Below are 26638 nucleotides of genomic sequence, written 5' to 3'. Positions count from 1 at the left end.
GATATTATATCAGAGGTGAACGATTTTTGCCCCGAAACCGCCCAGCTGCGGGGGGGCGTCTTCGAAACTTTTGACGCTGGGGTGTTCTTTGAGGAACTCTTTGACGGCATAGGCGAGCTTGCCCGTGCCGATGCCGTGGTAGATGATCACCTCGTCCCACCCCTGGATGAGGGCGTCCGAGATGAAGACGTCCATCTTTTCACGGGCCTGTTCGGCCCGCATGCCGTGCAGGTCGAGCTTGAGTCCGCCGCGTTTTTCGACCTTGTTGCTCACCTGTACCTTCGGTTTGGGCGCAGCCGCCTTTCCGGCGGGCTTGAGTTCGTTGCGCCGTACCCGCAGCCGCATCCCCTCGACCTCGATCGTCGCTTCCTTCTCTTTGAGCGCGACGATGACGCCGCGCTGCTTGCGGTACTTGACCTCATCTCCGACGTTGAGGGCGACGGGGGCCGTTTTCTGCTTCGCTTCGCGCTTTTCGGGCAGCTGTTTGTTGGCTTCGTTCATCGCCCGGTGGATCGCCGCCGTATCCCCGGCCTTGGCCGCCGCTTTGGCGCTGTCGATCGCCTGCCGGAACTCGCCGCGCAGGCGGCGTTCGAGCTCCTCGTACTCCCGGCGCAGGGTCTCGCGTTCATCCTTCAGTGCACGCTCCCGCTCCTCCAGCCGCTCCAGCCGTTCGTCCGCGTCGGCGTGTTTGCGCCGCAGCGCCCGCTCCAGTTCGCTCCCTCGTTCGATAAGGAGGTTGAGCTTCTCGTGCTGCTCGCCGTAGACCTCCTTGGCGCGCACGACGATCCCCTGGGCGATCCCATAGCGCAGGGCCGTCTCGAAGGCGTAGCTTTTGCCGATGATCCCCTGCAGGAAGTCATAGGTGGGGACCCGGCGCTCCTCGTCGTAGACCGCGGCAACCAATTCGACGTCGTCGCGGTCGGCCATCAGTGAGGCGAGCCGTTTGTGGTGGGTCGTGACGACGATCTTCTGCCCCCGGCGGATCAGGTCGTCGAGGATCACCTTGAAAAGCGCCGCCGCTTCGTCGCTGTCCGTACCCAGTTCGATCTCGTCGACCCCGACCAGGGCCGATTTGCGTTCGAAAAGGCGGGAGAACTGCTGCATCCGCCCGGCGAAGGTGGAGATGTCGTTGCGGACGTTCTGGGGATCGTCGATGACCGCTTCGATCTGTTTGAACGACCCGATGCGCGAACGGTGGGGATTGAGCTTCATCGGCAACAGGTACTTGGCCATCAGCGCCGCCGAGAGGATCGATTTGAGCAGCATCGTCTTTCCCCCCGCGTTGACCCCGGTGATCATCAGCACCGAAGCGCTGAAATCGAGGCTGACGGGTTTGGGGTTGGAGAGGGCCGGGTGCTCGAAGGACTCAAGCACGATCGCCTCGCCCGGCTGTGCCGCGACAATATGCAGCCCTTTGGCACGGGCGAAAAGCACCCGGGCCTGGTAGTGGTCCAGGCGGTCGAACTCTTTGTCGATAAAGCCGATAAAGGGCTGCAATTCGCGCAGCTGCGCCGAGAAGCCCTTGGCGTACTCGTAGTAGCGTGCATCGCGCTCCTGGGTCAGGGCGCGGATCTGTTCTTTCGATTTGAGCAGGGTGTCGGGGGTAACGTAGAAGAAGCCCGCCCCCGTCCGGCCCACGACGCTGCCTTTGAGCACGGCGCTGAAACCGCCGCGCACCAGCAGACACTCCTCGTCGTTGATGTAGTGCACCTGGGTATCGACGAGGTAGCTGCGTAGCCTGTCCGCATAGAGCAGCCGTTTCATCTGCGCCGCGATATCGCCCTTCTGCGCCTTGATCCGTTCGGCGATCGCGAAGAGCTCCTCGTCGAGCTCCTCTTTGAAGTGTCCCTTCTCATCAAAGTGGCGCTCGACCTCCTTGAAGCTGTCGGGGATGACGACGGAGGCCATCCACTCCCCGATGATCCCTTCGAAGCCTTTGTTGCGCAGGGTGCGGAAGTAGCGTACGACCTTGATAAGCTCGAAGATCTGTTCGAAACTGAGCACCCCCTGCTTTTTCAGGTGGATCAGGATCGTATCGAAGGCGGTCGTTTTCGGCGGGGCGGGAAATTCGAGGGCGTCAAGGGCGCGGATGTACTGGTAGTGGCGTCCCTGGTCCCCTTCGATATAGAGGGGCTTTTTACGGCTGAGGAAGCTTTCGATCTCGGCGACGTGGGCCTGAAGATCGAGCTGATCGAGCAGATGGCCGAAAGCGCTCATCGGCACCCTGCGGCGTCGAAGATCTGACCGGCGTGGGGTGTGCCCGCGTTGGCGATAAAGCTCTGGGTGCCGACGCTGAGCGTAAAGGTGCGGTCACTGACCTCCACCCCGCGGCATTCAAGCGTCTGGTGCTGGTTGAATTTCAAAATGACGGCACGGACATGCTCCTGCTGCGCATCCACGGAGCGGTTCCAGGCCACTGCGCCCATGATGATGAGCAGCACTACAGCGGCCATGGAGAGCTTCTGGCGGTGGCTCAGTTCGGTAAAGAAGTGCATCCCCGCATAGAGCAGTGCAATGACGGCGACGATATAGACGTAACTCATTTTTCTCCCCGGAGCTGGTAGGTAATGTCCCCGGCGCCGAAGCCGATGATCAGGCCCGATGCCGGCGTTTCGACAATTGTACCCTCTTTGAGCACTTCAAGACCGCAACCGCTGCGTTTGACGCGGTCGGCCAGCAGCGGGCTGTAGGCGCTGAAAACCCCTTCGAAATCGATGATGCGGGGCTCTTCCCCCGCCGCCCAGACCGGCAGGATGATCAGACGGTCCACCCCCTCGAAACAATGCGAAAACGCCTCGAGGTTGTCGATGGTGCGCGAATACTTGTGGGGCTGCCAGACTGCCGTAATCGTCTCCAGACCCAGCAGGCGGGCATAGGTGCGCGCCGAGGCCATCGTCGCAGCGATCTCGGTGGGGTGGTGGCCGTAATCGTCGATCAGAACGCATTTCTCCCCGCCGTCGATAATGTCGAAGCGCTTCTTGATCCCTCGGTAGCCGAGGATCTTCTCGCGGACCGTTTCCACGGGCATCGTCTCAACTGCGGCGAGAATCGCCAGCGCCGCATCGAGGGCGATATGCTCGCCGAAGCCCCAGACGTCGAAGCTCCCCAGATCTTTCAGGCGGAAGCGCGTATGCGGTTCGCCGTCGTGCAACACGTATTCCACCTCCGAGATGTCCCGGCTGGGATAGAGCCGGATCGCATCGCCTTCTATGGTCGAGAGAAATTCATCCTCCGCATTGATGACCCGGATCGCGGCCGAAGCGATAAAGCGGCGATAGGCGTCATAGAAACGGTCGTAGTCGTACTCGTAATACTCCATGTGCTCGGGTTCGGCGTTGGTGACGATGGCGCAGTAGGGGTTGGCGTTCAGAAAACTGCCGTCGCTCTCGTCCGCTTCGAAGATGAGCCGGTCATTCGTATCGTTGTAGCGTACGTTCGAGCCGAACGCCTTGGACTCGGCCCCGATAATGGCGGACCCTTCCATGATGGCCGCCAGGATCGCCGACGTCGTGCTTTTGCCGTGGGCCCCCGCCACGGCATAGACCTCTTTGTCCTGCAGGATGCGCAGCAGCGCTTCGCGGCGCGGGAGCACCTCGATCCCTTTCGCTTTCGCCGCCGCGACTTCGACATTGGTCGGTTTGATAATCGCCGAATGCACGACGAGGTCCTGGTCCGTGATCGCGCTGGCATCGTGGGGGATGGTGATGGCGACCCCCTTCTCTTTCAACTGCCGTACAATACGGTTCTCCGCGATATCGCTGCCGCTGACCTTGTTGCCTTTATGGTCCATGTACTGCGCCAATCCGGAGATGCCGATCCCCCCGATGCCGATAAAATGGATCTTCACGATTCGCCCGTCCCGTTGTCGTCAACGCGGAACGCGCTGATATAGAAGGTCCCGTTTTGCTGGGTTGCTTCCAGGTCCGCCGCGTCGTCGAGGAACTGGCCGAAATCGGGTATCCGCTCGGCGTACGCCTTGTGCCGCGTCATCGCTTCGGAAAAACGGGCGTCGTCGCTGAGCCCCGCCAGGATCTCGAAAAGCGCCGCCGCATCGGCGGCCTTGCCGGCACTGTAATGCTCCACGGCATACTCGTACAGGGCCCGCAGCGTGGCAAAATCTTTCACATCCGTCATCTGCATGCGGCGTGCGGCCCCCAGGGCGTCTGTGAGGTTTTCCAGCGCCAGGTCCAGGATATTGGCGTAATAGGCGATCAGCATCTTTTCGTCAAAACATTCGTTCGCCTCCTGCTCCAGGACGTAGAGCCCGGCGATATCCGCCGCCTCCTGCGCCTTGAGGATCTTCGCTTTCAGCGCTTCGGCCTTATCCATTCATCGCCTCCTTGATACGTTCGAGCGCCATGCGCGTGCGCTCCGGGCTCTCGACGAGCGCGATGCGGATGCGCCCCCTGCCCGGGTTGTTGCCGTTGACGTCGGTACGGGCCAGGTATTCGCCCGGCAGGACCTTCAGGTTGTAGTCGCGGTAGAGCTTTTCGGTAAAGGCGATCGCGTCGTCCACCTCCAGCCAGAGGTAGAAGGTCGCCTCCGGGACCGCCGTGCCGAGGATTGCCTTCGCGATCTCGAAGTTCTCGCGGTAGACGGCCCGGGCCTCGGCCACATGCGCCTCATCCGCCCAGGCCGCCGCCGCGGCGGTCTGCAGCGGCAGCGGTGACGCGCAGCCGATGTAGGTACGGTACTGGCGGTACCCCTCCAGGATCGTTGCATCGCCGGCGATAAACCCGCTGCGCAGCCCCGGGGCGCTGGAGCGCTTGGAGATGGAGTTGAGCGCCAGGACGTTCTTGAACGCCGTGTTGCCGACGGCCGCGCTCGCTTCCAGGATGCCCGCCGGGGCTTCGTTCGGGTAGATCTCGCTGTAGCACTCGTCGTTAAGTAGTACGAAATCGTACTCCAGCGCCAGCTTGACCCATTCGCCCAGCTCCTCGAGGGAGAGGCAGCTGCTGGTCGGATTGTTCGGGAAGTTGAGGATCACCAGGTCGCTCGACTGCAGGACCGCCGGATCGACCTGCGGTTTGAAACCGTTGGCGGCGTCGAGGTTAAGGTAGTTCACCTTCGCGCGGCTGGCGATCGCCGCCCCTTCGTAGATCTGGTAGAAGGGATTCGTAAAGGTCATGACCGGATCGGGCTTGTCAAACAGGAGGTACTGGGGGAAATTGAAAAGCACCTCTCGGGTCCCGAAACAGGAGACGAGCTGGTCGTTTGCCAGCGTCACGCCGAAACGGCGTGCGACGAAATCGCGCATGGCGCCGTTGAGCATCTCCTCCCCCGCCGTTTTCGGATAGCGGCGCAGGGTGTCGGCACTGCCGCACAGCGCATTCCGGATAAAGGCCGGGGTCTCGAACTGCGGCTCGCCGATGGTCAGCGTCAGCGGGGCGTAGGCGCTGTTGGGCTCGATGGGATCGAGCAGGGCACTTAGTTTTTCGAACGGGTAGGATTCAAACTGCATTCTCGTCCTGATTTTTTTGGCTCTATTATACTTTGTGACCCATTATAATCTGCTATACTTTTGCAGCACCGGGGGCCGTCAAACCCCCGAAAGGAGCCCGATGGAACCTTTCCCATGCTACGGCCGCCTCTCACCTGAATCTCGACGCCTCGTCGATGCCCACGCGGGGGCGGTCCGGCTCCCAAGCGGCGCGGAGCTCTTCGGCCAGGGTGACCGCTGCGCGCAGGTCCTCTTTCTCGGCGAAGGGAGTATCCGCGTCTTCCGGCTCCACGAATCGGGGCAGGAGATCACCCTCTACTTTCTCGGCCCCGGAGAACAGTGCAACGTCAACCTCAACAGCGCCTTTACCGGGACCCCTGCCATCGGGAGCGCCGTCGCCGACGGGCCGATCAGCGGCTACCTCTTCCCCGCCGAGATCGTCAAACAGATCTACACGGCCGAGCGCGACTACCAGCACTACATATTCGCCCTCTTCGCCAAACGGCTTGAATGCATGGCCGGACTGGTCGAAGACGTCCGTTTCAAGAAACTGGACGATCGGCTCCGGGAGTGGCTGCATGCGCAGAATACCCCCCGTATCCCCATCACCCATGAAAAGCTTGCCGCCCACCTCGGCTCATCACGGGAAGTGATCAGCCGACTGCTCAAAGAGCTCGAGCATCACGGCGTCGTCACACTCCACCGGGGAATGATCGAACTGCTTTGATCCCCCGAAAAACCGCATGTTGCTTAAGCTGACTTTATAGCAAAAAACAAATTTCAAGCGCACCTTTGACCCAAATGCTCTAACAGTGTACAATGGCGGCATCTTTTTTTAAAAAGGCTCCCTTTGATAAGAACTCTTGCATTTTCGGCCGCCCTCCTCCTGCTCGCCGGCTGTAACGATTCAAGGAAGACATCGCCCGCCGCCGCGCCGAAAGCCGAAGCCCCCGTTGAAACGCCCGCACCGGCAGTTGCACCGGCAGCCGAACCGGTATCCGAGCCTACACCGGTCAAGGAAGCCGCGGACAACACGTCGGTCGCGGCTGCCGAAAAGGCACCCGTTGTCCAAAGCGCTCCCGCTGCCGAAACTTCTCCGGCACTGCTTTTTCAGAAGTGCGCCGCCTGCCACGGTAACCAGGGTGAGAAAATGGCCCTGAACCAGTCCGCCGTCATCGGCGAATGGGAGAGCAAGCGCATTGCCGACGCTATCATCGGTTATCAGAAAGGCACCTACGGCGGCGCCATGAAAACCCTGATGCAGAACCAGGTCAAAGATCTGACACCCGTTCAGGTCGAGGCCCTCTCCGATTATATCGCCAACCTTTACGTCAAGACCCACTAAGGTTCGCCGATGCAGACGCTGGAAGAGACCCAGATCAAGATCGTCATTTTTCTCGTCATCGGCGCGATCTTCCTCTACGTGCTGACGCGAAAGAAAAAATAGGTTATACTTATTTTTCTTTCAACAGTGAGGAGGGGTTTATTATGCAGGAATTAACGCAGTTTCAACGCGACCGGAACTGGTTCGTCATCTTTTCAGTCGCTTTTGTTTTCGGGATTGTCTGGACAGTGATGGGGGATACGGCAGGGAAACTGCTCTATACGGTGATCGCTTTCGCGCTCTTTATCCATTCGGGCGTGACGATGGAACTTCACGCACACCACGCCGAACACGACCACGACGGCAACGGCTGATTATCTTTAACGCTGCGGTATTCAGGCTATAGCCCGGATATCTACGCTTTGCAGGAGCGCGCAGGTAAACTGCGCCACAGTGTTTCGCCCCCCATTGAAATAGACTCAGATTCTGCCAACCATCAATGGCTGACGTCGCGGCCAAGCTCCCGCTCTACCGAGTCGATCTTCCCTTTCAACCGCCCCGCCTTTCCTTTTCGGATATCAAGTTTCAACGCCGAATAGACCCGTTCGCAATCCTCGCCCAGCACCTCGTATGCCTGCTCGACGACAGCGAGCGCCTCTTTGACGCTCCCCGTCTCGACGATCGTACCCATCGGGGTGAGCTGGTACGGCAGACCGCTGCGGTCGATCATATCGACGATCCGGCTGACATAGGCAGACACGGAAGCACCGTCCCGGCAGTCGCCGCTGGTCGGAAACATGGAAAATTCAAGCAGGACAGAAGTCACGCGCTTCTCCCTTCGCCCTTATCAGCGGACCGCCTGGGGATCAAGACGACGCAGTTTTTCAATGTTGTCCCAGGCGTTGTTGTTGCCGTGCTGGGCCGCCATGCGCCAGTACTTGTATGCCTTGTAGCTGTCTTTTTTGACCCCCATGCCCATCATGTGCATGATCCCGAGGTTGTTCATGGCGACCGAACTGCCGTTCTCGGCGGCACGCTCGTACCACTGTACCGCTTCGCCGTAGTTCTTCTTCACCCCATTGCCCGACTCGTACATATAGCCCAGGTTCAGCTGCGCCTGCGCATGGTTCTGCGCCGCGGCTTTTTTAAACCAGTAAACGGCGAGATCATCGTTTTTGGTCACACCCGCACCCTTGCTGTACATTACGCCAAGGTAGAACTGCGCTTCCGGGTTCCCCTCCGAAGCGGACTTCTTGTACCAGCTCACCGTGCTTGCCTTGTTCACCGCCTCCGCTTCGGTCGCAAAGAGCGCCGTACAGAACAGAAGTACCAAGGCCGTCATTACTGCTTTCATGGTTCTACCCACTTTCACTTATAGATTCCCATATGCTATCTGATATCTATTGAACATAAAATTAAACAAGAAATGAATATTTTTTTGATACAAAAAGTGATATCCGCCTCTTCTATACAAAATAGCGGGGGATCAGTTCCAACAGACGGCGGTAGATCTTTTCGAAATCCGTCGAATAGACCCGCGTTTCCGACACCGCCGTCATAAAGTTCGTATCCTGCTCCCAACGGGGGACGAGGTGCAGATGGATATGTTCGGCGATCCCCGCACCTCCGGCCTTTCCGAGGTTCATACCGATGTTGACCCCTTGTGCGCCGAACCCCTCTTTGAGCATCCTGACCCCCTGCTGCGCCAATGCGCTGATGCGGAGCCACGCCTCCGGATCGAGGCTTTCGAGCGCTTCCGTATGGACATGGGGGATGATCATGAAATGCCCCGGGGTGTAGGGGTAGCGGTTCATCACGGCAAAGCAGTGTTCGTCACGGTAAAGGACATGCAGCTCCTCGTCCGCTTCGGTATGTTCGCTGATATGGCAGAAAACACACCCTTCGATCGGCTGCCCGCTGATGTAATCCGTGCGCCACGGCGCGTAAAGAATCTCTTTCATGCAGGGAGTATAGCGCATAATAATGCACAGAATGAAATTAGAGATATGAAGCGCTGCCGTGATATCGTCTCACCCCTGCAGTGCCGTTTCAGCAGGGGTGAAATATGCATGGAGCCGCCCGTACAGCTCCTCCGGAATCTTCCGCAGCGTGCCGTCGGTCGCATCGACGATGCTCCAGGCGATGACACACCGGGCGACCGGTTCGCGGTCCCCTTCACGCGCGATCGCGACGTGCCATACGCCGCTTTCCGGGCCCAGCTCCGACAAATGCGTCTCAAGCTCCAGCGTCTCCCCCCATACGGCGGGTGTCAGGTACTGAATCTGGACGCCGTCACTCTTCACCGCCAGTCCCTGCGCTTTGAAATCCTTCGGCGCCCATCCGAACTCCGCCAATGCTGCGACGGCGGCGTCTTCGGCAAAGGCGACATACTTCGTATTGTTGACGTGCTCCAGCGTATCGAGGTCCTGCCAGGTAACGGTTCTCTGTTGGCGGACGGCGCGCCCAGACGTGTCGCTAAATACCGGGAAGGGGCGGTACGGCACCGTGCGGGGCGTCTCGATCGTCATACGCTCAACGATCGCCTTTGGAACCGCCTTGGGGCGCATACTCTCCATGTCCAGCGTCACCACCTCCTGCGCCCCTTGGGCGATGACCGCTCCGCTCGCCTTGTGGACAAGTTCGAAATAACGCGTGCCGTGGACACGGCGCCAATGGGCCAGCCAGATCGTCAATTCGAAGGTATCGTCGGGGAGAAGAGGCCGAAGCAGATGGATCTGCGTTTCGCGGACCACCCAGGCCAGGCCGAGCTTTCGGCTGTCCTCTATGCCCAGACCGACCGCGGCACCCCAGTCCCAGGCCGTCTCGATCAGATAGCGGAAATAGGTGGGAAGGTGCACCCGGCCGTTCGCGTTGGCGTCGGACCAGTCGACCCGGAAGGATCTCGTAAAGTACTGTGACATCGGTTTTCCATCGTGATTAAATTTAGGTATGCGGGTGTAAAGGCACTCCAGAGCCGGGCCGCGGCCCCGGCAGACTCATTTGAGTTTCATGGGGTGCAGGGATCGGTATTTGTCCGGGAGCACTCTTTGCGGAATCGTTTTCGGCTTGGGGATACTTCCTGAGACAAGCGGCGCAAAGGGCGTGCCGGGCTGCGGTGTCAAATAGATGTCCGAGCCCTGCGATGTCGGCTTCTGCCAGGGAGGCGACGCCCACGGAAGCAGCAAAGAGAGCTGGCACTCGTAGGTCTCACCGTCGCGGGGATCTTTGCCCGAATGCACGGACATCTCGATCGTGACGGTGCCATTATAGCTGTAGGTGTACTGGCCGTCGCCGTTGAGGTCGAAACGAAAGAACTTCCCGGCAATGGACTGGTGCTGGGCGTTGTAGACCGTACACATCACCTGCGCATCCGACGAACGGACCTTGACCAGTTTGACGGGGACTTTGAATGTAAAATCCACCGGAGCGCCCCAGGCGGAAACAGCGGCAACGAGCAGTGTCAAAAGAACGCGTTTCATGATCGCCTCCTTTACTGCGTCCGGCCGTGCATCTCGACGGCCGGTGTCGTAATAACAGGCGCCATGTAGCCCGTCCGGTCGACTTCAACATATTCGGGTACCGCCTGCACCTTGCCGGTCATCTGGATCGGCGGCGTCGCGATCACTGCACCGAAGGCCACCGCCGTCCCCGTCAGCAGCATGAGTATCATCCATTTTTCACGCATCTCTCACCTCCTATTCCACAGTATACCAGTTTCCCTGTCCGGGTTTATATAAAGGCGAAGACGAGGTCGGGGAAAAGGATGACGATGCCGATCGCCAGGAGCTGCAGCAGAATGAAGGGGATGATCCCCCGGTAGATCTGCAGGGTCGTCACCATCGACCCGGCCGCCCCTTTGAGGAAAAAGAGCGCCAGGCCGAAGGGCGGGGTCAGGAAGGAGGCCTGAAGGTTGAGGGCAATGAGGATGGCGAACCAGACGGGATCGATGCCGAAGGCGTGCATGACGGGCACGAGGATCGGCACGACGATAAAGGAGATCTCGATGAAATCGATAAAGAAGCCGAGGATAAAGATCGCCAGCATCGCGACCCCGATAAAGACCCAGACGTTCCCGATGTCACGGCTGAAGAACTCCAGCACGAGGTCGCTGCCGCCGAGTTCGTTAAAGACGAGGCTGAAAGCCGTCGCCCCGATCAGGATCATAAAGATCATCCCGCTGAGTTTGACCGTCTCCAGCAAGGCGTAGCTCACCATTGCATAGCTCAGGGTGCGGTTGAAGGCGCTAAGCGCAAGGGCGCCGACGACACCGAAAGCCGCCGACTCCGTCGGCGACGCGATCCCGGCAAAGATGGAACCGAGGACCGCGACCATCAGCAGCAGCGGCGGGGCGATGGCCGTCAGCGCCTTGACGATGCCGACGCGTTCGCCAAGGGCCGCTGCCGGCGCGGCTTTGGGCTTCAGCGCTGCATAGAGCAGAATATAGACGATATAAAGACCGACCAGCACCAGGCCCGGCAGTACCGCCCCCATGAAGAGCTCGCCGACGCTGACGTTCATGACGTCGCCGAGAATGATCAGAATGATCGACGGCGGGATGATCTGCCCGAGCGTCCCGCTGGCCGCGACCGTGCCCGACGCCAGCCCTTTGTCGTACCCCGCGTTCAGCATCAGCGGCAGGGCGATAATGCTCATCATCACGACCGAAGCGCTGACGATGCCCGTCGAGGCGGCGAGGATCGTACCGACGAGCACGACGCTGACGGCCAAGCCGCCGCGCAGCCCTCCGAAGAGGCCGCTCATCGTCTCGAGAAGCTTCTCGGCCATTTTCGATTTTTCCAGTATCAGCCCCATGGCGATGAAGAGCGGGACCGCCATCAGGGTCGTATTGCCCATGATGCCGTAGATGCGGAACGGCAGCAGGCTGAAGACCTGCAGCCCGAGCTCGGGGATCAGCAGCGCAAAGAGCAGCGCGACACCGCCAAAAACGAAGGCGACGGGAATGCCCGAGAGCAGCAGCGCCAGCGCGATGACGAACATGGCCAGCGCGATCACACAGACTCCTTCAGGGCATGCCATGCCTCGGCCAGTTCACGCAGCGCCTGCAGGATCAGCAGGGCAAACGCCAGGGGGATAAGCGCCTTGACGACGAAACGGTAAGGGAGTCCGCCCGGGTCGGAGGAGGCTTCCATCTGCTCAAAACTCATCAGGACGAAATCAAAACTGACGTAGAGGATCAGCGCGGAGACGGGCAGCACGAAGAAGAGCATTGTCCCCAGGTTCACGACCTGTTTGGTCCGTTCGGAGAAGCGGTCGTAAAAGATGTCGACGCGCACATGCGCCCCGCGGTGCATGGCGTAGGCGACGCCGAGCATGATGACGACGTCGAAAAGGTGCCACTCCAGTTCCTGCAGCGCGACGGAGCCTTCGTGAAACAGGTAGCGGCGGGTGGCGTCAAAGACGATCAGCAGGACCAGCGCTCCCAGTACGGCGGCACTGAGCGCGCCGACCGCACGGATCAGCTGCCGGATAAGGCCGAACTTCCCGCGTTCACTCATACCCTAACAGTCACTTCTTGAGCAGTTCGCTGAAGATCATTTCCAGGTCTTTGTCGCTCAGATACCCCGGGATGATCTCGGACACCTCGCCCTTGCCGTTGAAGACGATGTTGAAGGGGATGCTCCCGTTGAAACGGGCGCGCGAACCGATGTGCTGGACGATCGCCATGTTGTCTTCGTATTCGAACACAGGGTAGTTGAAGCCCGCTTTCCCGGCAATCTGCGCGCGCTCCTGCGGCATCATGCGCCCCTGCATATGGATACCGATGATGCCGATGCGCCCCCCGTAGCGTTTTTTGAGCGCCTCCAGATGCGGGATCTCCTTCTTGCAGTAGCGGCACTGCTTGCCGAAAAAGTTCACCAGTACCGGTTTGCCGTCAAACCCTCTGAAGCGCATGCCGTTGGGCAGCTCCGTCGCGGCGATCGTCTTCTCGCCGGCCGCCTTGAGCGTAAACATCTCCGCGGCACCCGCCGAGCCCATCGTCAGCAGCAGTGCCGCCATCATCATCATTATTCTTTTCATCTTACTCCCATTTCTCCTATGAATTTTGTTGATCGCCAGCGCCGTCCCTAGAAGGGAAGCACACCTTTGAGCTTGTCGCCGACCGCGCCGCCTCCGGCAAGTTTTGTCGCTTCCTCGGCCAGTTTGCCGAGCATCGTATTCTGATCGCCGGCGAGTTTATCGACGTCGGCGATCCCCGCCTGGGACGACTTCAGGTCGGCCAGCTGCGCCGCGGTGTCCCCGCCCAGCAACGATTTGAGCTCACCCTGGTACTTCTCAAGCTCTTTGCCCATCGCTTTGCCGAGCCCCTGTGAGATCTGGCGGTCCAGGTCGGACTTGACGCCGATGGTCGGTGCCGTCAGTGTCCCGCCCAGGGTCGTGTCCAGCTTGAACGCGGAGATCCCGCTGAGGATACTTGAGACGATCTCTCCCGTCTTGCCGCTGAGTCCCTCGGCCGTGATGGCCGCGTCGCTGAAAGCGAAACTCCCCTCCCCGGCAAGCGCCGTGGCGTCGCTGAGGCTGAGCGTCCCCGTCATGGCCATGTTGCTCTTGTCCAGCAGTACCGGTTTCATATCGAGTGCGTCCATCGGAATGCGCAGCGCTTTGAAGTTCACGCTATCGAGAACGGTATCTCCCAGGCGGTTGTCTTCGCCCTCAAGCACGAGCCCTTTGACCGTCGGGCCGTCACTGGCCGCCTTGAAGCTCAGCGGACGCCCGAGCGCCTTCTGGTTGTCGGAGATGTCTCGGACGGTGCCCGAGAACGCCTGGGTCTTGAAGAGGCCGTCTATCTGGGTCAGCGCGATCAGCAGATCCGGACTGGGAACCGTCTGCGCATAGCGCATCCAGCGCCCTTCGCCCCGCGGCGGCACCGCCTCCTCCGGCGGGTTCTCATCCCCGGCGCTGCCGAGGTAGGGAGAGACCATTCCGTAGTACTTGCGCGCCATCGCCAGGTACCCTCTGATCTTCTCGCCGAAGAGCCTGCCGATCACGTTCAACGCCCCGTTGCCGTCGAGGGTATAGGTCGATTTGAGGCGGTTGTAATCCGCCATCGGGGCGTCTTTGACCTGCTGCATCAGCTCGGCGATGCGCTTACGGTCGCTGTCGAAGTCCGCTTTGATCTTCTCAAGCGCTTTCTTGCGCGTATCGATCTTCGCCTTGAACGCCTTGACCTCCTGGGCCAGCTTGAGCATCGACTGCGGATCTTTTGACTTGCTCATCGTCTTGAGGTTGTCGAGGTCACCCTTCAGTTCGGTGAGGCTGTCGCCACTGAGCTCCTCCTTGGAGGTCTTCTCCCAGCGTGCCTTGATCTCACCGATCTCTTTTTGCGCGTCGTTATAGACCTTGACCGACTGCAGGTCCGCCTGGGCAATGAGGGTCTTGGGGTCGGGGAATTCGAACGTCGGAAGTGCGAACCCCTCCCCGTCCGTTTTCCCTGCCGCTGTCTGCTCGGCAGTTGCGGGTGATTTTTTCAGTGTCGCCGGGGTGTCGAACCCGACGCCGCTGACGATCATCTTCTCGATATGCACCCTGTCCATCAGCAGTGCCGAGAGATCGGCGTCAAAACTGATCAGCTCCGCCGAAACGGCGTCGACCCCCTCTTGTTTGCCCGCGACTTCCAGACGGTGGAGCGTGACGGCCCCCTTGCTGAAGTCCGTATCGACGGAACCGACGCGGACATCGCGCTGCAGCGCGAGGCTGCCGCCCGTCTCCACCGTCCATTTCAGCAACGGGTCGATAACCAGCAGCGCGACGGCAGTGACGATCCCGCCCCCGGCGACGTAGAGGCCCGCGCCCCACCAGCGCACCGTCGGGTCCAGGTGCGTCGTTGCTTTGAGGAAACCGAATGTCCCCAGAACGGGGCGCCGTTCCAGGAAAGACGCCAGCACCGTGCGGTAACGTCCGATCAGCCATCCCAGCAGCAGGTAGAGCGGTACGGCCAGCAGCAGTGAGACGACCGTCGCCCCCATGACAAGGGTATTGTTGAAGTGCGTCAGGCGGACAAAGCCGTTGTTATAGAACCCTGTCCAAAGCCCCTGCAGCCCGTCGCTGCTGAGGATGGCGTAACCGAGCTGTTCGAACCAGGGGTCAAAGAGGTAGCCGACCCCGGCGAAAAGCGCCGCCGAAACGAAAAAGAGCCCCAGGTGGATGTTGAGCAAAAAGGCAAGCAGGAGGATCACGGCATTCTGCAGCCCGCTGATGGGCGTCAGCCCGGCGATCATCCCGAGGGTGATCGCCAGCGTCACCTGCCAGGGGCTCTGGGCGGAGTTCAGGGCTTTGAAAAGCTTGAGAAGAAATTGCATGGGGGGCTCCTTTGGCGCTGGGACTTGTGGGTGTGCCCGTATTATATTACAAAATAATTTGCCGTCGGTTACGCTGACGGACGCCCCTAGATAAAGTTCGGGGCGTCGTTGGCGAAATAGATAATGTCGCCGGGGCGGGTCTTCTCGGCCAGCACGGAGGTCAGGGTGCTCTTCTCCTCGAGGTAAATGGCGTCCGGAACGTCCAGCTGCGCCTTGAACTGCGCAGCATTGAGTTTTCCGGTGACAATGACGAGGTCGAACACCCCGTTGATCGCCTCGATCAGTTCGCGGTTGAGGGCTTCCGTACTCTCCACCAGCCCCGGAGTGACGATCACTTTGCGTCCCGGGTGCATGGAACAGAGGCGGATCCCCTCTTTCATCCCGTCGATATTGCCGTTGTAGCCGTCGTCGAGGATGATCTTTCCACCGGCGTCGATGCGCTGCAGGCGGTGTTCGACGGGCTGCAGGGCTTCGACCCCCTTGATGATGGCATCGTCCGTCATCCCCATTTCCCGGGCGATCAGCACGGCGGCCTCGATGTTCACGGCGTTAAAGCCGCCGAGGACCGGGGCGTGCAGATGCAGGGGGGCGTCATCAAGGGCCAGGTCGAACGACGTCCCGTCGAGATCGGCGGCGATGTTTCCGATCTCCGTCCCGAAGAAACGCACCTTTTCATGGGGTTCCTCCGTCGCTTCAAAGTGCACGAGGGCCTGTTTGAGGCGGGGTGACTGGATCAGTTCCAGCTTGGTACGCACGATCGTCTCCAGGTCACCGAAATACTCCAGGTGCTGCGGCCCGACCTTGCCGACGACGGCGTAGTGCGGCGCCACGAGCTGGGCGATCTCCAGAATGTCGCCGGGACGTCGGGCGCCTGCCTCGCAAACATAGACCCGGGCCGTATCAGGCAAATCTTCATTGATATCTTTGATGATGCCGCCGAGGGTATTGACGCTGCGCGGCGTCATGTAGACCTCAAACTGCGTCCCCAGCAGCTGGGCGATGAAGTTCTTCATGCTCGTTTTGCCGTAGCTCCCCGTCACGGCGACGACGGTCAGCCCCTCCAGGCGGGCGAGTTTGCGCTTCGCCTCTTTTTTATAGGCGAGGAAGAGGAATTTCTCGATGCCCGTGGAGAGCAGCCACGCCAGCAGCAGCGGGAGGAAAAGCGGCAGGGTGCCGCAGCTCTTGATAAGGCAGAGGAAATCGCCGAACAGCGCCAGCGCACCGAGCAGGATCAGGAAACGCTTGACCCGCCAGGTCAGCACCAGCTTCTTGTCCAGGCGCACGTACCACCAGACGAACGCGCCGAAATAGAGCAGGAAAAAGAGCGGGAAAAGGTCGCCGAGGACGAAATAGGCGAGAAACGGCACGACGAAGTAGAGAAGGTGCCAGCTGCGTTTGTGGTGGTTGAGCACGACGCGCTCGAGCTTGTAGCTGTACCACTGCAGATTAAGAATGAGATACCACCCGAGCGTCAGGACCAGCGCAAGGTTGGTCGCGAATGCCACGGCCTGTGCCATCGCCGGGGTCACTTGACGCTCCGGGTGAATTCGGCGGCGATCTCCGCCGCGACCGCTTCGGGCTGTTTCAGGAAGAAGTAGTGGTCCCCCTCCATCGCGACCAGGCGGCTGTTCTCAATGAGGGTGTCGATCTTTTCCGCGCTCTTCATCGGCGTCGCCGTATCGTCGCGCCCCCAGCACAGCAGCGCCCGCCCGCCGAAGTGGCGGAAGGTGCCCGAAAAATCTTCGTTGACGACGCGCTTGAAGGTCTCGTACATCACCCGGTTCAGCGACTTGGCGTCCTCGGCGACGAAACGCGCGCGCAGCTGGGCCAACCCCAGGTTCTTGAGCAGTTTGAACGCGGCGATCTTCGCCCGCACTTTCAGCGGCTTGGGCCAGACGATCCCCGCGGAGGAGAGCAGCACCAGCAGCCGGGGGCGCAGCAGGGTCGCCACCTTGCCGCCGAAGGAGTGCCCGACGATCACCTCCTTGTCGTTGGCATTGATCTGCGCCAGGAAAAGTTCCATGATATCGGCGTAGCCTTCACTGTCCAGTGCAATCGGCGCCGTCGAATTGCCGAATCCCGGCAGGTCGATGTAGACATGCCGGAAGGTATCGAGCGTCCGGCCGAACGCCTGCTTCATCAGCTCCTTGTTCGAACCCCAGCCGTGCAGGAAAACGATGGTGTGCTTCGCCCCGGGATTGACGATCTCGTAACTGATCGAGAAAGTCTGCTGGGCGTATTGGAGGGTCTTGATGGCCACTATTTTCCTTTGGCTGCATTGATGGAGTGAATGTATTTGTAATCCACCTGCGGGCGGCGCGCACGCGGCAGGTTCGAGAGCAGATCAGCGACGGCCGCGGGGAAATCCGCGAAAAGATAGTTCGCCATCGACCCCGGGATGGGGTTGATCTCGTTGAGATAGACCTCGCCGTCAATGACGAAGAAATCGCAGCGGATCAGCGCCCCTTCGAAGAGCCCGTCGTAAATGGAGGCGAAGGCCAGTTTGAGCTTGACAGCCAGCACGTCGTCGATCGCGGCGCCGCCGACCTCCCCGCTGCGGGCAAAGTCGAGGTACTTCTTGTCGAAATCGAGGAACTCGTTTTTCTGCGGCTCTTCGATGATGGAGTAGACGATCCCCTCCGCCCCACGGTAGCCGGCCAGGTTATACTCTTTGACCCCGGCGATGAAGGGCTCGACGATGACGCTGTCATCGAACTCAAAGGCGACGTCGAGGGCATAATCGAGTTCCGCGGCGTTTTTGACGACGCTGACCCCGATGGAGCTGCCCAGGCGTGAAGGCTTGACGATGCAGGGCATGGACGTCGACACCTTGTGCTCCGCCGCGGCGTGCAGCTCTTCGTATGCCACCGTTTTGACACCGCGTCCCGCGGCGAACCACTTGGTCATGCGCTTGTCGAAGCTGAGCACCGATGCATCCGTGCGCGGGCCGATGAAGGGAATATCGAAGAACGACAGCAGCGACGCGACCGTTCCGTCCTCGCCGTCGGCGCCGTGGATCAGGTTCAGCACCGGCATCGCATGCTCGGTGGAACCCAGGCGGCGTTTTTGTACGAACGCCCCTTTGGTCAGGGTCAGTACCGGAGCCTTTTTATAGTCGCCGGAAGCAAAATACTTCGCCTTCATATTGCCGCGGTCGATCAGGTAAAAGGTGTGGTCCTGGTCGCAGAAAACGAACGTCAATTCATAGCCGGAAAGCTTCTCCATCACGGTGATGGCGCTGACGATGCTGATCTCGTGTTCGTAACTCGCGCCGCCGAATACAATCGCTAATTTCAAGGTGATCCTTACAGTTTCTGAAGTAGTTTGAGCGCCTCTTTGACCAGGGCGGAGGTCTCGGTGCTTTCGCATTTGGCCAGGGCTTTGGCCACTTCCTCTTTTTTGAAGCCCAGGGATTCCAGGGCCTGGGCCGCTTCGCCGGAGGCGGCCGTGACGGCCGCGTGTCCGGCGGTCAGTTCGATGTCGAAGCCCGCCAGCTCGACGAGGATCCGTCCCGCACTCTTGGGACCGATGCCCGGTACGCGCTTGAGCTGGGCGATATCGTTGGCCGCGATCACCTGCCCGAACTGCGCGGCCGTAAAGGTCGAACAGATCGCCTGGGCGACCTTGGGGCCGACACCGTTGATTTTGATCAGGCGTTCGAAAAGCACCTTTTCGCCCTTCTCAAAAAAACCGAACAGCAGCTGGGCGTCTTCGCGGATAATGTGGGAGGTGTGGAGTTTGACCCGGGGTTCGCGGATGGCGCCGTAGGTCTGAAGCGAAATGAAAACCTCGTAGATCAGCCCTGAGACGTTCAGGTGCACCACTGTTGGTTCTTTGTGTTCTACCGCGCCTTCAATCCCGACGATCATCCCCGCTCCTGCAGCCAATTTGGTTGTTATTGTAATGCAAAGGGGGTTAAAGTTGTGTAAAAGAGGAAGGGGCCCAAAGCGCCCCCGCGACCGCCCGGAACGCACGGCACCGCAGAGGAAGCCTGCGTCTATTTTCCGCCGCGGCGTTTAAGCGGGTAGGTTTCGTCGTTGTCGGAGGCATCCGAACAGCTGGGGTCCTGCAGGTCGGTTTTGCCGTCACCGTCGTTGTCGATGCCGTCGCTGCACTCCGGGAGCGGTTCGGGCGTCGCCGGTGTGACCGCGTCGGTCTCGTCATCGTCCGCGCTGTCGGCACACCCCGGATCGGCCAGGTCCGTCAGGCCGTCGCCGTCGTTGTCGACACCGTCGCTGCAGGCCGGCAACGGCGCGCCGCCGCTCCCCCCTACCTCGAACGCTGTCGCCGCGATCTGCGCTGTTTTCATCGCCGACGCATCGTACATCGACCGGAATGCCGACGCTTCCGCGGAGCTGTCACTGAACATATCCTGGGCAAAGGCATAGGAGACCGGCTGGTAGAGCAGCTCCGCCTCTACATGGTAACTGCCTTCCGGCAGTCCGCTGACGCGGTAGGAGATCGTGTCGCTCCCGCCGATGAAATCGGTGTCGTTTTCGGCGTTGCCATGCACGCGGATATCGTCGGACGCCGTCGCCTTGTCAAAGCCCGCGGGCAGGATACGGTTGTCTTTTTTGTACGCCATGCCGCGCAGCAGCGTATAGGTCACGTCACCGAGGTTGTTTGCCATGATCGTCTCGTAGATCTGTACCTGGTCGGCCGAGGAGATGACGTCGTAATGGGGCTCATACGCCGAGGCGTCTCCGTCGGCGTCCGCGCCCTCGATGCTGCCGTCGGCGTTTGCACGTCCCGATTCGAAGACGACACTCCCCCCGGCGTCGATCACTTTGAAGTGGACAAACGCCCGGCGGGAGGGGAAGCTCGTCGGGAGCTTATGCCCCGTCGTGCTGCTGATCTTGAGCGCCACTTCCAGCGTCCCCTGCTGCAGTGATGACTGAAGCCGTTCGATGGATGCGGCGCTTTTGAGCATTTCGTCCGCCTTGGCAATCGTCGTATCGAAGTTGTTCGCCGTCACTTCCAGCGCGCTTTTGTTGTTTTTCAGAATGTCCAGCAGCAGCACGTTGCCGCCGACGAACATATGCTGCGCGAAGCCGTCGCGCGGCGTATTCGCCCAGTTCGGGCGCATCGAGATACGCACGCCGTCGACCCGCTTCATGTGGCAATCCTGGCAGCTTTTGCTCTGGGCGTAACCGCTGTGTTCCCATTCGCTGTAGGGCATCTGCTCGGGAAACCCGCTCTCGGGCGTTGTGCTGAGGACATTACCGTTCTCGTCGACATAAGGCGTTTTCAGGTTATGGCAGCTCGCGCACATTTTCGAAGCGCTGATGTGATCACTCTGTCGAATCGTATAGTTGAGGTTGTTCATCATCGGTCCGGCAAAGACGTCGCCGTATTGCCCGTAGATGCTGCGGCTGTCGTCGATCTCATAGCCGCCGGACATTCCCGAGAGCGTTCCGAGATTGCCGCTCTCTTTGATCTGGTGGCAGAGCGTACAGCTCACCCCGTTCAGGGCCTCGTCATGGTGCGCGTTGTTCGGGTTGAGGAAACCGCTGCCGAAGATTTCTACCGCGTCGCCGGACGTGTGGGCCTCGACGTTCGCCATCGGGGCGTGGCAGCGTGTACATTTGTCGTTGATCACCCCCTCCAGGTGCGGGTTGCGGTTGATCTCGGTTCGCACTTTCGCCCGCCACATCGGGTCTTTGGAGGCGTTGGCCATCATCGTTGAAGACCACGCCGTCTCGATCGACATATCGTTGCCGTAGCTGTCCGTCATACCGTTGTGGCAGCGCATACAGTTGCCCGAACCCATAAAGTGATAGGACGTAAAATAGCTGTCTTCCGCCTGTGCAAGGGTGAGCAGGAACCCCAGCAGCAGTAGACACTTTCTTAAAATAACATTCACAAACATCTCCTAATATCAAAATCGAAGTGCATGTTAAGAAAATAGTGTTAAATCTGTGTTAATTTGTTTAATGTGATAGATTGATAACAGCTTGGCGCCCCATACCTGAGGATGATTTTGAGTTCCCCTGTGCTAGAATCCCTCCTTAATAAGGGAGCTCTACCGATGACCAATACAACAAACGCTACGACCGGCAACGGGAAAGCCGATGTTTAAAGCCATATTCACCAACAGCTTCGGCATCCTCTTTTCACGCATCCTCGGTTTTGCACGCGATCTGCTGACCGCTTCGGTGCTGGGGGCGAACATTTACAGCGACATCTTCTTTATCGCTTTCAAGCTCCCCAACCTCTTTAGGCGCGTCTTTGCGGAGGGGGCGTTTACCCAGTCCTTCCTCCCCGCCTTCACCCGTTCGAAACACAAAGCCGTCTTTTCGGTCCATATTTTCCTCGTCTTCCTGGGGATCATTTTGCTTATGACCCTCGCGGTCAACCTCTTCCCCGCCCTCGCGGCCAAGGTGATCGCCCTGGGCTTCGATGCAGATACGGTGCAGATGGCCGCCCCCTACGTCGCCATCAACTTCTTCTACCTGCCGCTGATCTTCGCCGTCACCTTCCTGAGCACCTTCTTGCAGTATAAAAACCATTTCGCAACGACGGCCTTTGCGACGGGACTGCTCAACATCGCCCTGATCATAGCGCTGCTGCTGGCCCGCGGTGGCAGCGATGAGACCGTGGTGCTCTACCTCAGCTACGGGGTCGTCCTCGGCGGCTTTGCACAGCTCTTCGTCCACCTGCTCGCCATCCGAGGCCTGGGCCTCCACCGCCTCCTCACCGGCGGTATCCGCTACTACGGCCGCAAAGCCGCGAAAATAAGGGAGGAGACGCGCCGTTTCACCCGGGAGTTCTTCCCCGCCGTATGGGGGAACTCCACCGCGCAGGTCGCGGCGTTCCTCGACACCTGGCTCGCCAGTTTCCTCAGTGCCGGGGTCATCAGCTACCTCTACTACGCCAACCGCGTCTTCCAGCTGCCGCTGGCACTCTTTGCCATCGCCACCTCTATTGCCCTCTTCCCCAAGATCTCCCGTCACCTCAAGCATGACAACGAGGTGCAGGCCCGCGCCATGCTCGAGCGGGCCTTCTGGTTCCTGCTCTACCTGCTCAGCTTCGCCGCCGTCGGCGGCATCGTACTGGCCGCCGAGATCACCCAACTGCTCTTCGAACGCGGGGCTTTTGCAGCGGACGATACGAGCGCGACGGCGCTGATCCTGCAGATGTACCTCGTCGGCCTCATCCCCTTCGGACTTGGCAAGCTCTTTTCACTCTGGCTCTATGCCCAGCGCCGGCAGAGCGAGGCGGCGAAGATCGCGACCTGGAGCCTGGGAACGAACGTCGTGCTCTCCCTGGCCCTGATCGCCCCCCTCGGCGGGGCGGGACTGGCGCTTGCCTCGTCGCTCGGCGGCAGCGTCGCCCTCGCCGCCACGCTGCGGGCCGTGGGACGGGCCCACGTATCTGCTATAATTCGCCCAAAAAAAGGGCTGTGGTGGGCGCTTTCCCTTACGCTTTTCACCGCAGCCGTCCTCGTGTTCAAGGAGCTCCTGCATGCATATATTTGACAGTGTCACCAAGACCAAACGCCTCTTCGAACCGTTGATCCCGGGCAAGGTGTCGCTTTATGTCTGCGGCCCGACCGTCTACGACGACGCCCACCTGGGCCACGCCAAGAGCGCCCTCGTCTTCGACCTGCTCCGCCGCGTGCTTGAGGCCGAAGGCTTCGAAGTCACCTATGCCCGCAACATCACCGACATCGACGACAAGATCATCAACAAATCCCGCGAGGCGGGTATCTCCATCACGGAACTGACCGACACCTATACCGAGGCCTACCACCGCGACATGGCAGCGCTGGGGGTGCAGCGTCCCACCCTGGAACCCAAAGCAACCGAATCCCTCGAGGCGATGTTCGAGCTCATCGGGAAACTGCTCGACACCGGCCACGCCTACCAGACGAGCAACGGCGACGTCTATTTCGATACGGGGAGCGACAGCGGTTATCTGAGCATCTCCAACCGCCGCCAGGACGAAGCCGACACCCAGCAGCGCGTCGAGAGCTTCGGCGAGAAGCGCCATGCCGCGGACTTCGCGCTTTGGAAAGGGGTGAAGGACGACGCCGTCGCCTTTGATTCGCCCTTCGGCAAGGGGCGGCCGGGGTGGCACACCGAGTGTTCGGCGATGATCGAAAAACACCTCAGCACCCACATGGAATACGCTATCGACATCCATGGCGGCGGGGCCGACCTGCTCTTCCCCCACCACGAGAACGAGGCGGCACAGACCCGCTGCGCCACGGGGCACGAACTGGCACGCTACTGGATGCACAACGGTTTCGTGACGATCGACGGGGAGAAGATGAGCAAGAGCCTCGGCAACAGCTTCTTCATCAAGGATGCCCTAAAGGCCTATAGCGGCGAAGTGCTGCGCTTCTTTCTCCTCGGCACCCACTACCGCAGTGACTTCAACTTCAACGAGGAGGACCTGCTGGCCTCGAAAAAACGGCTTGATCGCCTCTACCGTCTGAAAAAGCGTCTCTTTGGTATGAAAGTGCTCGAGGAAAAAACGCCCTTCCAGGCTGCGCTGCTCGAAGCGCTGGGGGACGATCTCAACATCTCCAAAGCCCTGGCATTGCTCGATGAAATGATGGCCGCGGCCAACGAGGGGCTCGACGCCGATCCGAAGGACAAAGGGCTCAAACGCCGTATCCTCGCCGACCTCGCCTACGTCGAGGCGCTCCTCGGTTTCGGGACAATGAACCCCTATGAATATTTCCAGCACGGGATCGACGAGGAGACGAAAGCAACCATTGAAGGACTGATCACAGCGCGCAATGCGGCAAAACAGGCGAAGGACTTCGAGCGTTCCGACACGATCCGCGACGAGATCAGCGCCCTGGGGATCCAGCTGATGGACACACCGCAGGGAACCTTCTGGGAAAAGGCGGAGTAACCCCTCTCCCCACGGATGCTGCCGTTCTCAGCCGCGCAGCAGCTTAAGCCGCCCTTCCGCCGCTTCGAGTTTGTGGATGATCTTCCGCGTCAGCTCTTTAAGATCGCTGCTGTAACTGTTCGCCTTCTCCTGGTCCAGTTCGCTGAGCTTCGGCTGACCGCCGAAAAGCTTTGAGACCAGCCCCTTCTCTTTCTGGTAGAGTTCGTAGATCTTGTAGTACTCATCGTGCCACGCTTTGTGCAGCGCCTCGATCTCCTCGATCAGCGAGGCGCCGACAAGCTTTTTGAGTCCCTCTTCATCTTCGCGCAGGGTTTTGTCCACCCCGCACTCCAGGTAGCTCGTCGCTACCGCATCCCCGTCCAACGGGATTTTTTTGACCATCAACATTACTTTCTGCATTTCGCCGTTTTGGAGTTTTTTTGCCTGGGCAACAACCTGTAGTGCATCATTTTTTTTCATATCTGTATCTCACTTTAAGCGCATGTTTCAAATTAGAAACAATTATACTACCTTAACGTTGAATTTATTTAACGATTGTTAAACTAATTCAGTAACCGTAATTAACGGTACAAATTAACAAAAAGGTTATTTGATGTCAGGTTCTGTTAAAGATCGTATTGATCTCGACCCGAAAAAATATATTGTGAGTAAAACAGATCCGAAAGGGATCATCGAGTACGGGAACGACTATTTTGTCGAAATCTCCGGGTACAAAGAGAGCGAGCTCATCGGCCATCCGCACAATATGATCCGTCATCCGGATATGCCGAAAGTCATCTTCAAAATGATGTGGGAACGTATCAAAAACAAGCATAACATTTTGGCCGTTGTTAAAAACCGTGCCAAAGACGGACGCCACTACTGGGTTATCACCGACTTTGAGCCGAAAACGGACAAGATCACCAATGAGATCGTCAATTACACCGCCTATCGTAAAGCGGCACCTGACAATGTCATCAAAGCCATTGAGCCGATCTACAAAAAACTGGTCGAGATCGAGAACGAGAGCGGTGTCGAAGGTTCGGAAAAATACCTGCGCGGTTTCCTCGAAGAGAAAGGGAAAAGCTACGACGAATTCATCAACGACCTTGTCGGTAACAAAGGGCTCTTCAAAATCTTTTTTGCGACCATGAAAAAACTTTTCGGGTAACCGAAACACCCGCACAGACCAGCGCCTCCAAAGACGCCGCGCTGCTGCGAAGGCTCCACACCTCCACCCCCCACGACAGAACATCTCCCAGACACCCAGGCATATCACCCTTTTTTCAGGATGGATTGCTACGATATAACTTATGAAGCCGAAGATCAAAAAGCATGTCGACCGCATCCACGCCATTGCCGGGGGGCATGAACGGTTCAACCCCACCGATACCGCCAAAAGCCTCGTCAAACTGCGCGGCTACGATGTTGGGCTTTTCTTTTCAAATCTGAGCAAACTCACCCATCAGCACCTGGGCGAGGTGCTGCTCGAGCTCCCTGCCGACGCATTCGCCGCCGCCGCGGAACGCCTCCCCCCGCACCGGCTGGCCCGGGCCGCCGAGGCGATCGAAAGTGACGAGGCGACCGACCTCATTCAGGATATCCGGCAAGCCGATGCCACTCTGGCGGAGAAGATCCTCTCGCTGATGGCCCACGAGGAGCGGCGGGAGGTCCTGGAGCTCTCCAAATTCGAAGAGGACCAGGCCGGAGCCTATATGGAGCGCGAGTTCCTTGCCGCCCACCCCGATGACACGGTCGCCGACGTGAAGACCCTGATCCGACTTTTCCGCCAGAACGAACCCGCCGCGCCGATCATCAAACTCTTTGTCACCGATGACGAAGGGCTGCTGCTCGGCACGCTCCACTTCACCGACCTGATCCTTTTCGACGACACGACGACCATCGAAGAGATCCTGCAGCGCGGCGACCGCAAAGCCCCCCTCTCGATCCGTCCCGCCTCGCCGATTGCGGATGTCGTCCGCCTCTTCGAGGAGTATGACCTCAATATCATCGCCGTCGTCAACAGCGAAGGCAAACTGATCGGCCGGATCGTCTACGACGACATCTACGACATGATCCGCCAGATCGAAACGGACCAGGCCTACGGTCTGGCCGGGGTCGACGACGAAGCCGAGGAGAGCTCGGTCTCCCGCGCGGCGCACCAGCGGCTCATCTGGCTCCTTTTTAATCTCGTCGCCATCCTGGCGGCCTCCGCCGTCATCAACCTTTTTGACGCGACAATAGCCTCCTATATCGCCCTGGCGGCCCTGCTGCCCATCATCGCCGCCCTCGGTGGCAATGCCGGGATGCAGGCGCTCACCGTCACGATCCGCAAAATCGCCCTGGGGGAGATTGAATACGACGGCGTCTCCGCCGCGGTAAAACGCGAAGCGCTGATCGTGCTCGCCAACGGCCTCTCCATTGCCGTCGTCGCGGCCCTGATTGTCTCACTCTGGTTCGGCGATGTCCGCCTGGGGGCCATCGTCGCCGGCGCGCTGCTTTTGAACCTCCTCGTCGCCGGGACGGCCGGCACCCTCATCCCCCTGGGCCTGCACCGGCTGGGGATCGATCCGGCCGTCGCCTCCTCCATTTTCCTGACGACGACCACCGATGTTTTCGGCTTTTTCATCTTCTTGTTCCTGGCCCAAACCTTCCTTCTTTAACTGACCGTAAATCATTATTAAGTATAATCCTGCCAAAAACAGGTACGTG

General features: G+C 59.5%; 28 protein-coding genes. 7 read left to right on the top strand and 21 right to left on the bottom strand.

Annotated features, from left to right (window positions below):
- Positions 1 to 9: 9 nt before the first annotated feature.
- Genes ACM66T_RS04515 through ACM66T_RS04495 form a run of 5 tightly spaced genes read right to left on the bottom strand, consistent with a single transcriptional unit; the run spans position 10 to position 5461 of the window.
- Positions 10 to 2217 (bottom strand): endonuclease MutS2, encoded by a 2208-nt coding sequence (locus ACM66T_RS04515; protein WP_231020750.1) that lies wholly within the window; start codon positions 2215 to 2217, stop codon positions 10 to 12.
- A complete protein-coding gene (locus ACM66T_RS04510) occupies positions 2214 to 2543 on the bottom strand; it encodes a hypothetical protein (RefSeq protein WP_231020749.1) in 330 nt (109 codons plus the stop codon). The genes ACM66T_RS04515 and ACM66T_RS04510 overlap by 4 nt, the downstream gene beginning before the upstream one ends.
- A complete protein-coding gene (gene murC / locus ACM66T_RS04505) occupies positions 2540 to 3847 on the bottom strand; it encodes a UDP-N-acetylmuramate--L-alanine ligase (protein ID WP_231020747.1) in 1308 nt (435 codons plus the stop codon). The genes ACM66T_RS04510 and murC overlap by 4 nt, the downstream gene beginning before the upstream one ends.
- Positions 3844 to 4329 (bottom strand): hypothetical protein, encoded by a 486-nt coding sequence (locus ACM66T_RS04500; RefSeq protein ID WP_231020745.1) that lies wholly within the window; start codon positions 4327 to 4329, stop codon positions 3844 to 3846. The genes murC and ACM66T_RS04500 overlap by 4 nt, the downstream gene beginning before the upstream one ends.
- Positions 4322 to 5461 (bottom strand): succinyldiaminopimelate transaminase, encoded by a 1140-nt coding sequence (locus tag ACM66T_RS04495; protein WP_231020743.1) that lies wholly within the window; start codon positions 5459 to 5461, stop codon positions 4322 to 4324. Before ACM66T_RS04495 ends, ACM66T_RS04500 begins: the two co-directional genes overlap by 8 nt.
- Before the next feature lie 100 nt (positions 5462 to 5561).
- Between ACM66T_RS04495 and ACM66T_RS04490 the strand changes: the two genes are divergently transcribed.
- The 3 genes from ACM66T_RS04490 (at position 5562) to ACM66T_RS04480 (ending at position 7138) form a co-directional block, all read left to right on the top strand.
- Positions 5562 to 6167 carry a Crp/Fnr family transcriptional regulator gene (locus tag ACM66T_RS04490; RefSeq protein ID WP_231020741.1) on the top strand — a complete coding sequence of 202 codons (606 nt, stop codon included), beginning with the start codon at positions 5562 to 5564 and terminating at the stop codon, positions 6165 to 6167.
- A gap of 123 nt (positions 6168 to 6290) precedes the next feature.
- Complete coding sequence (locus ACM66T_RS04485) at positions 6291 to 6785, top strand: c-type cytochrome (protein WP_231020739.1); 495 nt, start codon at positions 6291 to 6293, stop codon at positions 6783 to 6785.
- Positions 6786 to 6928: 143 nt separating this feature from the next.
- Positions 6929 to 7138, top strand: coding sequence for a hypothetical protein (locus tag ACM66T_RS04480; protein ID WP_231020738.1), 210 nt, complete (start codon positions 6929 to 6931; stop codon positions 7136 to 7138).
- A gap of 122 nt (positions 7139 to 7260) precedes the next feature.
- Here the strand turns inward: ACM66T_RS04480 and ACM66T_RS04475 are convergent, their stop codons facing one another.
- From ACM66T_RS04475 to ACM66T_RS04405, 15 genes are all read right to left on the bottom strand, one after another.
- Positions 7261 to 7563, bottom strand: a complete 303-nt coding sequence (locus ACM66T_RS04475; RefSeq protein WP_231021218.1) for an MTH1187 family thiamine-binding protein — start codon at positions 7561 to 7563, stop codon at positions 7261 to 7263.
- A gap of 48 nt (positions 7564 to 7611) precedes the next feature.
- Positions 7612 to 8118, bottom strand: coding sequence for a tetratricopeptide repeat protein (locus ACM66T_RS04470; RefSeq protein WP_231020732.1), 507 nt, complete (start codon positions 8116 to 8118; stop codon positions 7612 to 7614).
- A gap of 112 nt (positions 8119 to 8230) precedes the next feature.
- Positions 8231 to 8725: an HIT family protein gene (locus tag ACM66T_RS04465; protein WP_231020730.1), complete on the bottom strand. Its 495-nt coding sequence runs from the start codon at positions 8723 to 8725 to the stop codon at positions 8231 to 8233.
- A 69-nt stretch (positions 8726 to 8794) separates the two neighbouring features.
- Positions 8795 to 9685, bottom strand: coding sequence for an acyl-[acyl-carrier-protein] thioesterase (locus ACM66T_RS04460; RefSeq protein WP_231020729.1), 891 nt, complete (start codon positions 9683 to 9685; stop codon positions 8795 to 8797).
- A gap of 75 nt (positions 9686 to 9760) precedes the next feature.
- Positions 9761 to 10243 carry a hypothetical protein gene (locus ACM66T_RS04455; RefSeq protein WP_231020727.1) on the bottom strand — a complete coding sequence of 161 codons (483 nt, stop codon included), beginning with the start codon at positions 10241 to 10243 and terminating at the stop codon, positions 9761 to 9763.
- 11 nt (positions 10244 to 10254) lie between these two features.
- Positions 10255 to 10449, bottom strand: coding sequence for a hypothetical protein (locus ACM66T_RS04450; RefSeq protein WP_231020725.1), 195 nt, complete (start codon positions 10447 to 10449; stop codon positions 10255 to 10257).
- 44 nt (positions 10450 to 10493) lie between these two features.
- Positions 10494 to 11777, bottom strand: a complete 1284-nt coding sequence (locus tag ACM66T_RS04445; protein WP_231020716.1) for a TRAP transporter large permease — start codon at positions 11775 to 11777, stop codon at positions 10494 to 10496.
- Entirely contained in the window at positions 11774 to 12280 is a 507-nt protein-coding gene (locus ACM66T_RS04440; RefSeq protein WP_231020714.1) for a TRAP transporter small permease subunit, read from the bottom strand. The genes ACM66T_RS04445 and ACM66T_RS04440 overlap by 4 nt, the downstream gene beginning before the upstream one ends.
- Before the next feature lie 10 nt (positions 12281 to 12290).
- Positions 12291 to 12803, bottom strand: coding sequence for a TlpA disulfide reductase family protein (locus tag ACM66T_RS04435; protein WP_231020712.1), 513 nt, complete (start codon positions 12801 to 12803; stop codon positions 12291 to 12293).
- Positions 12804 to 12850: 47 nt separating this feature from the next.
- A complete protein-coding gene (locus tag ACM66T_RS04430) occupies positions 12851 to 15082 on the bottom strand; it encodes a TIGR03545 family protein (protein ID WP_231020710.1) in 2232 nt (743 codons plus the stop codon).
- 86 nt (positions 15083 to 15168) lie between these two features.
- The gene (locus tag ACM66T_RS04425) at positions 15169 to 16611 is read right to left on the bottom strand and encodes a UDP-N-acetylmuramoyl-tripeptide--D-alanyl-D-alanine ligase (protein WP_349636720.1); all 1443 of its coding nucleotides are present in this window, start codon (positions 16609 to 16611) and stop codon (positions 15169 to 15171) included.
- Entirely contained in the window at positions 16608 to 17342 is a 735-nt protein-coding gene (locus ACM66T_RS04420) for an alpha/beta fold hydrolase (protein ID WP_231020708.1), read from the bottom strand. The genes ACM66T_RS04425 and ACM66T_RS04420 overlap by 4 nt, the downstream gene beginning before the upstream one ends.
- Complete coding sequence (locus tag ACM66T_RS04415) at positions 17342 to 18379, bottom strand: D-alanine--D-alanine ligase (protein ID WP_231020700.1); 1038 nt, start codon at positions 18377 to 18379, stop codon at positions 17342 to 17344. The genes ACM66T_RS04420 and ACM66T_RS04415 overlap by 1 nt, the downstream gene beginning before the upstream one ends.
- 8 nt (positions 18380 to 18387) lie before the next feature.
- Positions 18388 to 18951 (bottom strand): Holliday junction branch migration protein RuvA, encoded by a 564-nt coding sequence (ruvA, locus tag ACM66T_RS04410; protein WP_231020698.1) that lies wholly within the window; start codon positions 18949 to 18951, stop codon positions 18388 to 18390.
- 128 nt (positions 18952 to 19079) lie between these two features.
- On the bottom strand, positions 19080 to 20945 hold the full coding sequence (locus tag ACM66T_RS04405; protein WP_231020693.1) for a multiheme c-type cytochrome: 1866 nt from the start codon (positions 20943 to 20945) through the stop codon (positions 19080 to 19082).
- Positions 20946 to 21153: 208 nt separating this feature from the next.
- Here ACM66T_RS04405 and murJ point away from each other — a divergent pair, with 208 nt between their 5' ends.
- Positions 21154 to 22560 (top strand): murein biosynthesis integral membrane protein MurJ, encoded by a 1407-nt coding sequence (murJ, locus tag ACM66T_RS04400; RefSeq protein WP_231020685.1) that lies wholly within the window; start codon positions 21154 to 21156, stop codon positions 22558 to 22560.
- A complete protein-coding gene (gene cysS / locus ACM66T_RS04395; RefSeq protein ID WP_231020683.1) occupies positions 22547 to 23947 on the top strand; it encodes a cysteine--tRNA ligase in 1401 nt (466 codons plus the stop codon). Before murJ ends, cysS begins: the two co-directional genes overlap by 14 nt.
- Positions 23948 to 23974: 27 nt before the next feature.
- On the opposite strand, the gene ACM66T_RS04390 is transcribed toward cysS, so the two are convergent.
- Positions 23975 to 24406: a hypothetical protein gene (locus ACM66T_RS04390; protein ID WP_416768806.1), complete on the bottom strand. Its 432-nt coding sequence runs from the start codon at positions 24404 to 24406 to the stop codon at positions 23975 to 23977.
- Between the two features lie 133 nt (positions 24407 to 24539).
- Between ACM66T_RS04390 and ACM66T_RS04385 the strand changes: the two genes are divergently transcribed.
- Positions 24540 to 25097, top strand: coding sequence for a PAS domain-containing protein (locus tag ACM66T_RS04385; RefSeq protein ID WP_231020680.1), 558 nt, complete (start codon positions 24540 to 24542; stop codon positions 25095 to 25097).
- A 142-nt stretch (positions 25098 to 25239) separates the two neighbouring features.
- Positions 25240 to 26589, top strand: coding sequence for a magnesium transporter (locus tag ACM66T_RS04380; protein WP_231020678.1), 1350 nt, complete (start codon positions 25240 to 25242; stop codon positions 26587 to 26589).
- The last annotated feature ends 49 nt before the right edge of the window (positions 26590 to 26638 follow it).

The sequence above is a fragment of the Sulfurimonas sp. ST-25 genome (genome assembly GCF_048079205.1).
GTDB lineage: Bacteria > Campylobacterota > Campylobacteria > Campylobacterales > Sulfurimonadaceae > Thiomicrolovo > Thiomicrolovo sulfuroxydans.
Note: the sequence above shows the minus strand (reverse complement) of the source record. Positions and strands in the feature narration are given on the sequence as shown.

Excerpts from the sequence above, each read along its gene's own strand:
- ACM66T_RS04380 (WP_231020678.1), top strand. The coding sequence starts at position 25,240 with ATGAAGCCGAAGATCAAAAAGCATGTCGACCGCATCCACGCCATTGCC.
- ACM66T_RS04430 (WP_231020710.1), bottom strand. The coding sequence starts at position 15,082 with ATGCAATTTCTTCTCAAGCTTTTCAAAGCCCTGAACTCCGCCCAGAGC.
- ACM66T_RS04440 (WP_231020714.1), bottom strand. The coding sequence starts at position 12,280 with ATGAGTGAACGCGGGAAGTTCGGCCTTATCCGGCAGCTGATCCGTGCG.
- cysS (WP_231020683.1), top strand. The coding sequence starts at position 22,547 with ATGCATATATTTGACAGTGTCACCAAGACCAAACGCCTCTTCGAACCG.
- ACM66T_RS04470 (WP_231020732.1), bottom strand. The coding sequence starts at position 8,118 with ATGAAAGCAGTAATGACGGCCTTGGTACTTCTGTTCTGTACGGCGCTC.
- ACM66T_RS04460 (WP_231020729.1), bottom strand. The coding sequence starts at position 9,685 with ATGTCACAGTACTTTACGAGATCCTTCCGGGTCGACTGGTCCGACGCC.
- ACM66T_RS04515 (WP_231020750.1), bottom strand. The coding sequence starts at position 2,217 with ATGAGCGCTTTCGGCCATCTGCTCGATCAGCTCGATCTTCAGGCCCAC.
- ACM66T_RS04390 (WP_416768806.1), bottom strand. The coding sequence starts at position 24,406 with ATGAAAAAAAATGATGCACTACAGGTTGTTGCCCAGGCAAAAAAACTC.
- ACM66T_RS04475 (WP_231021218.1), bottom strand. The coding sequence starts at position 7,563 with ATGTTTCCGACCAGCGGCGACTGCCGGGACGGTGCTTCCGTGTCTGCC.
- ACM66T_RS04500 (WP_231020745.1), bottom strand. The coding sequence starts at position 4,329 with ATGGATAAGGCCGAAGCGCTGAAAGCGAAGATCCTCAAGGCGCAGGAG.
- ACM66T_RS04480 (WP_231020738.1), top strand. The coding sequence starts at position 6,929 with ATGCAGGAATTAACGCAGTTTCAACGCGACCGGAACTGGTTCGTCATC.
- ruvA (WP_231020698.1), bottom strand. The coding sequence starts at position 18,951 with ATGATCGTCGGGATTGAAGGCGCGGTAGAACACAAAGAACCAACAGTG.
- ACM66T_RS04385 (WP_231020680.1), top strand. The coding sequence starts at position 24,540 with ATGTCAGGTTCTGTTAAAGATCGTATTGATCTCGACCCGAAAAAATAT.
- ACM66T_RS04465 (WP_231020730.1), bottom strand. The coding sequence starts at position 8,725 with ATGAAAGAGATTCTTTACGCGCCGTGGCGCACGGATTACATCAGCGGG.
- ACM66T_RS04450 (WP_231020725.1), bottom strand. The coding sequence starts at position 10,449 with ATGCGTGAAAAATGGATGATACTCATGCTGCTGACGGGGACGGCGGTG.
- ACM66T_RS04455 (WP_231020727.1), bottom strand. The coding sequence starts at position 10,243 with ATGAAACGCGTTCTTTTGACACTGCTCGTTGCCGCTGTTTCCGCCTGG.
- ACM66T_RS04490 (WP_231020741.1), top strand. The coding sequence starts at position 5,562 with ATGGAACCTTTCCCATGCTACGGCCGCCTCTCACCTGAATCTCGACGC.
- ACM66T_RS04510 (WP_231020749.1), bottom strand. The coding sequence starts at position 2,543 with ATGAGTTACGTCTATATCGTCGCCGTCATTGCACTGCTCTATGCGGGG.
- murJ (WP_231020685.1), top strand. The coding sequence starts at position 21,154 with ATGTTTAAAGCCATATTCACCAACAGCTTCGGCATCCTCTTTTCACGC.
- ACM66T_RS04495 (WP_231020743.1), bottom strand. The coding sequence starts at position 5,461 with ATGCAGTTTGAATCCTACCCGTTCGAAAAACTAAGTGCCCTGCTCGAT.
- ACM66T_RS04435 (WP_231020712.1), bottom strand. The coding sequence starts at position 12,803 with ATGAAAAGAATAATGATGATGATGGCGGCACTGCTGCTGACGATGGGC.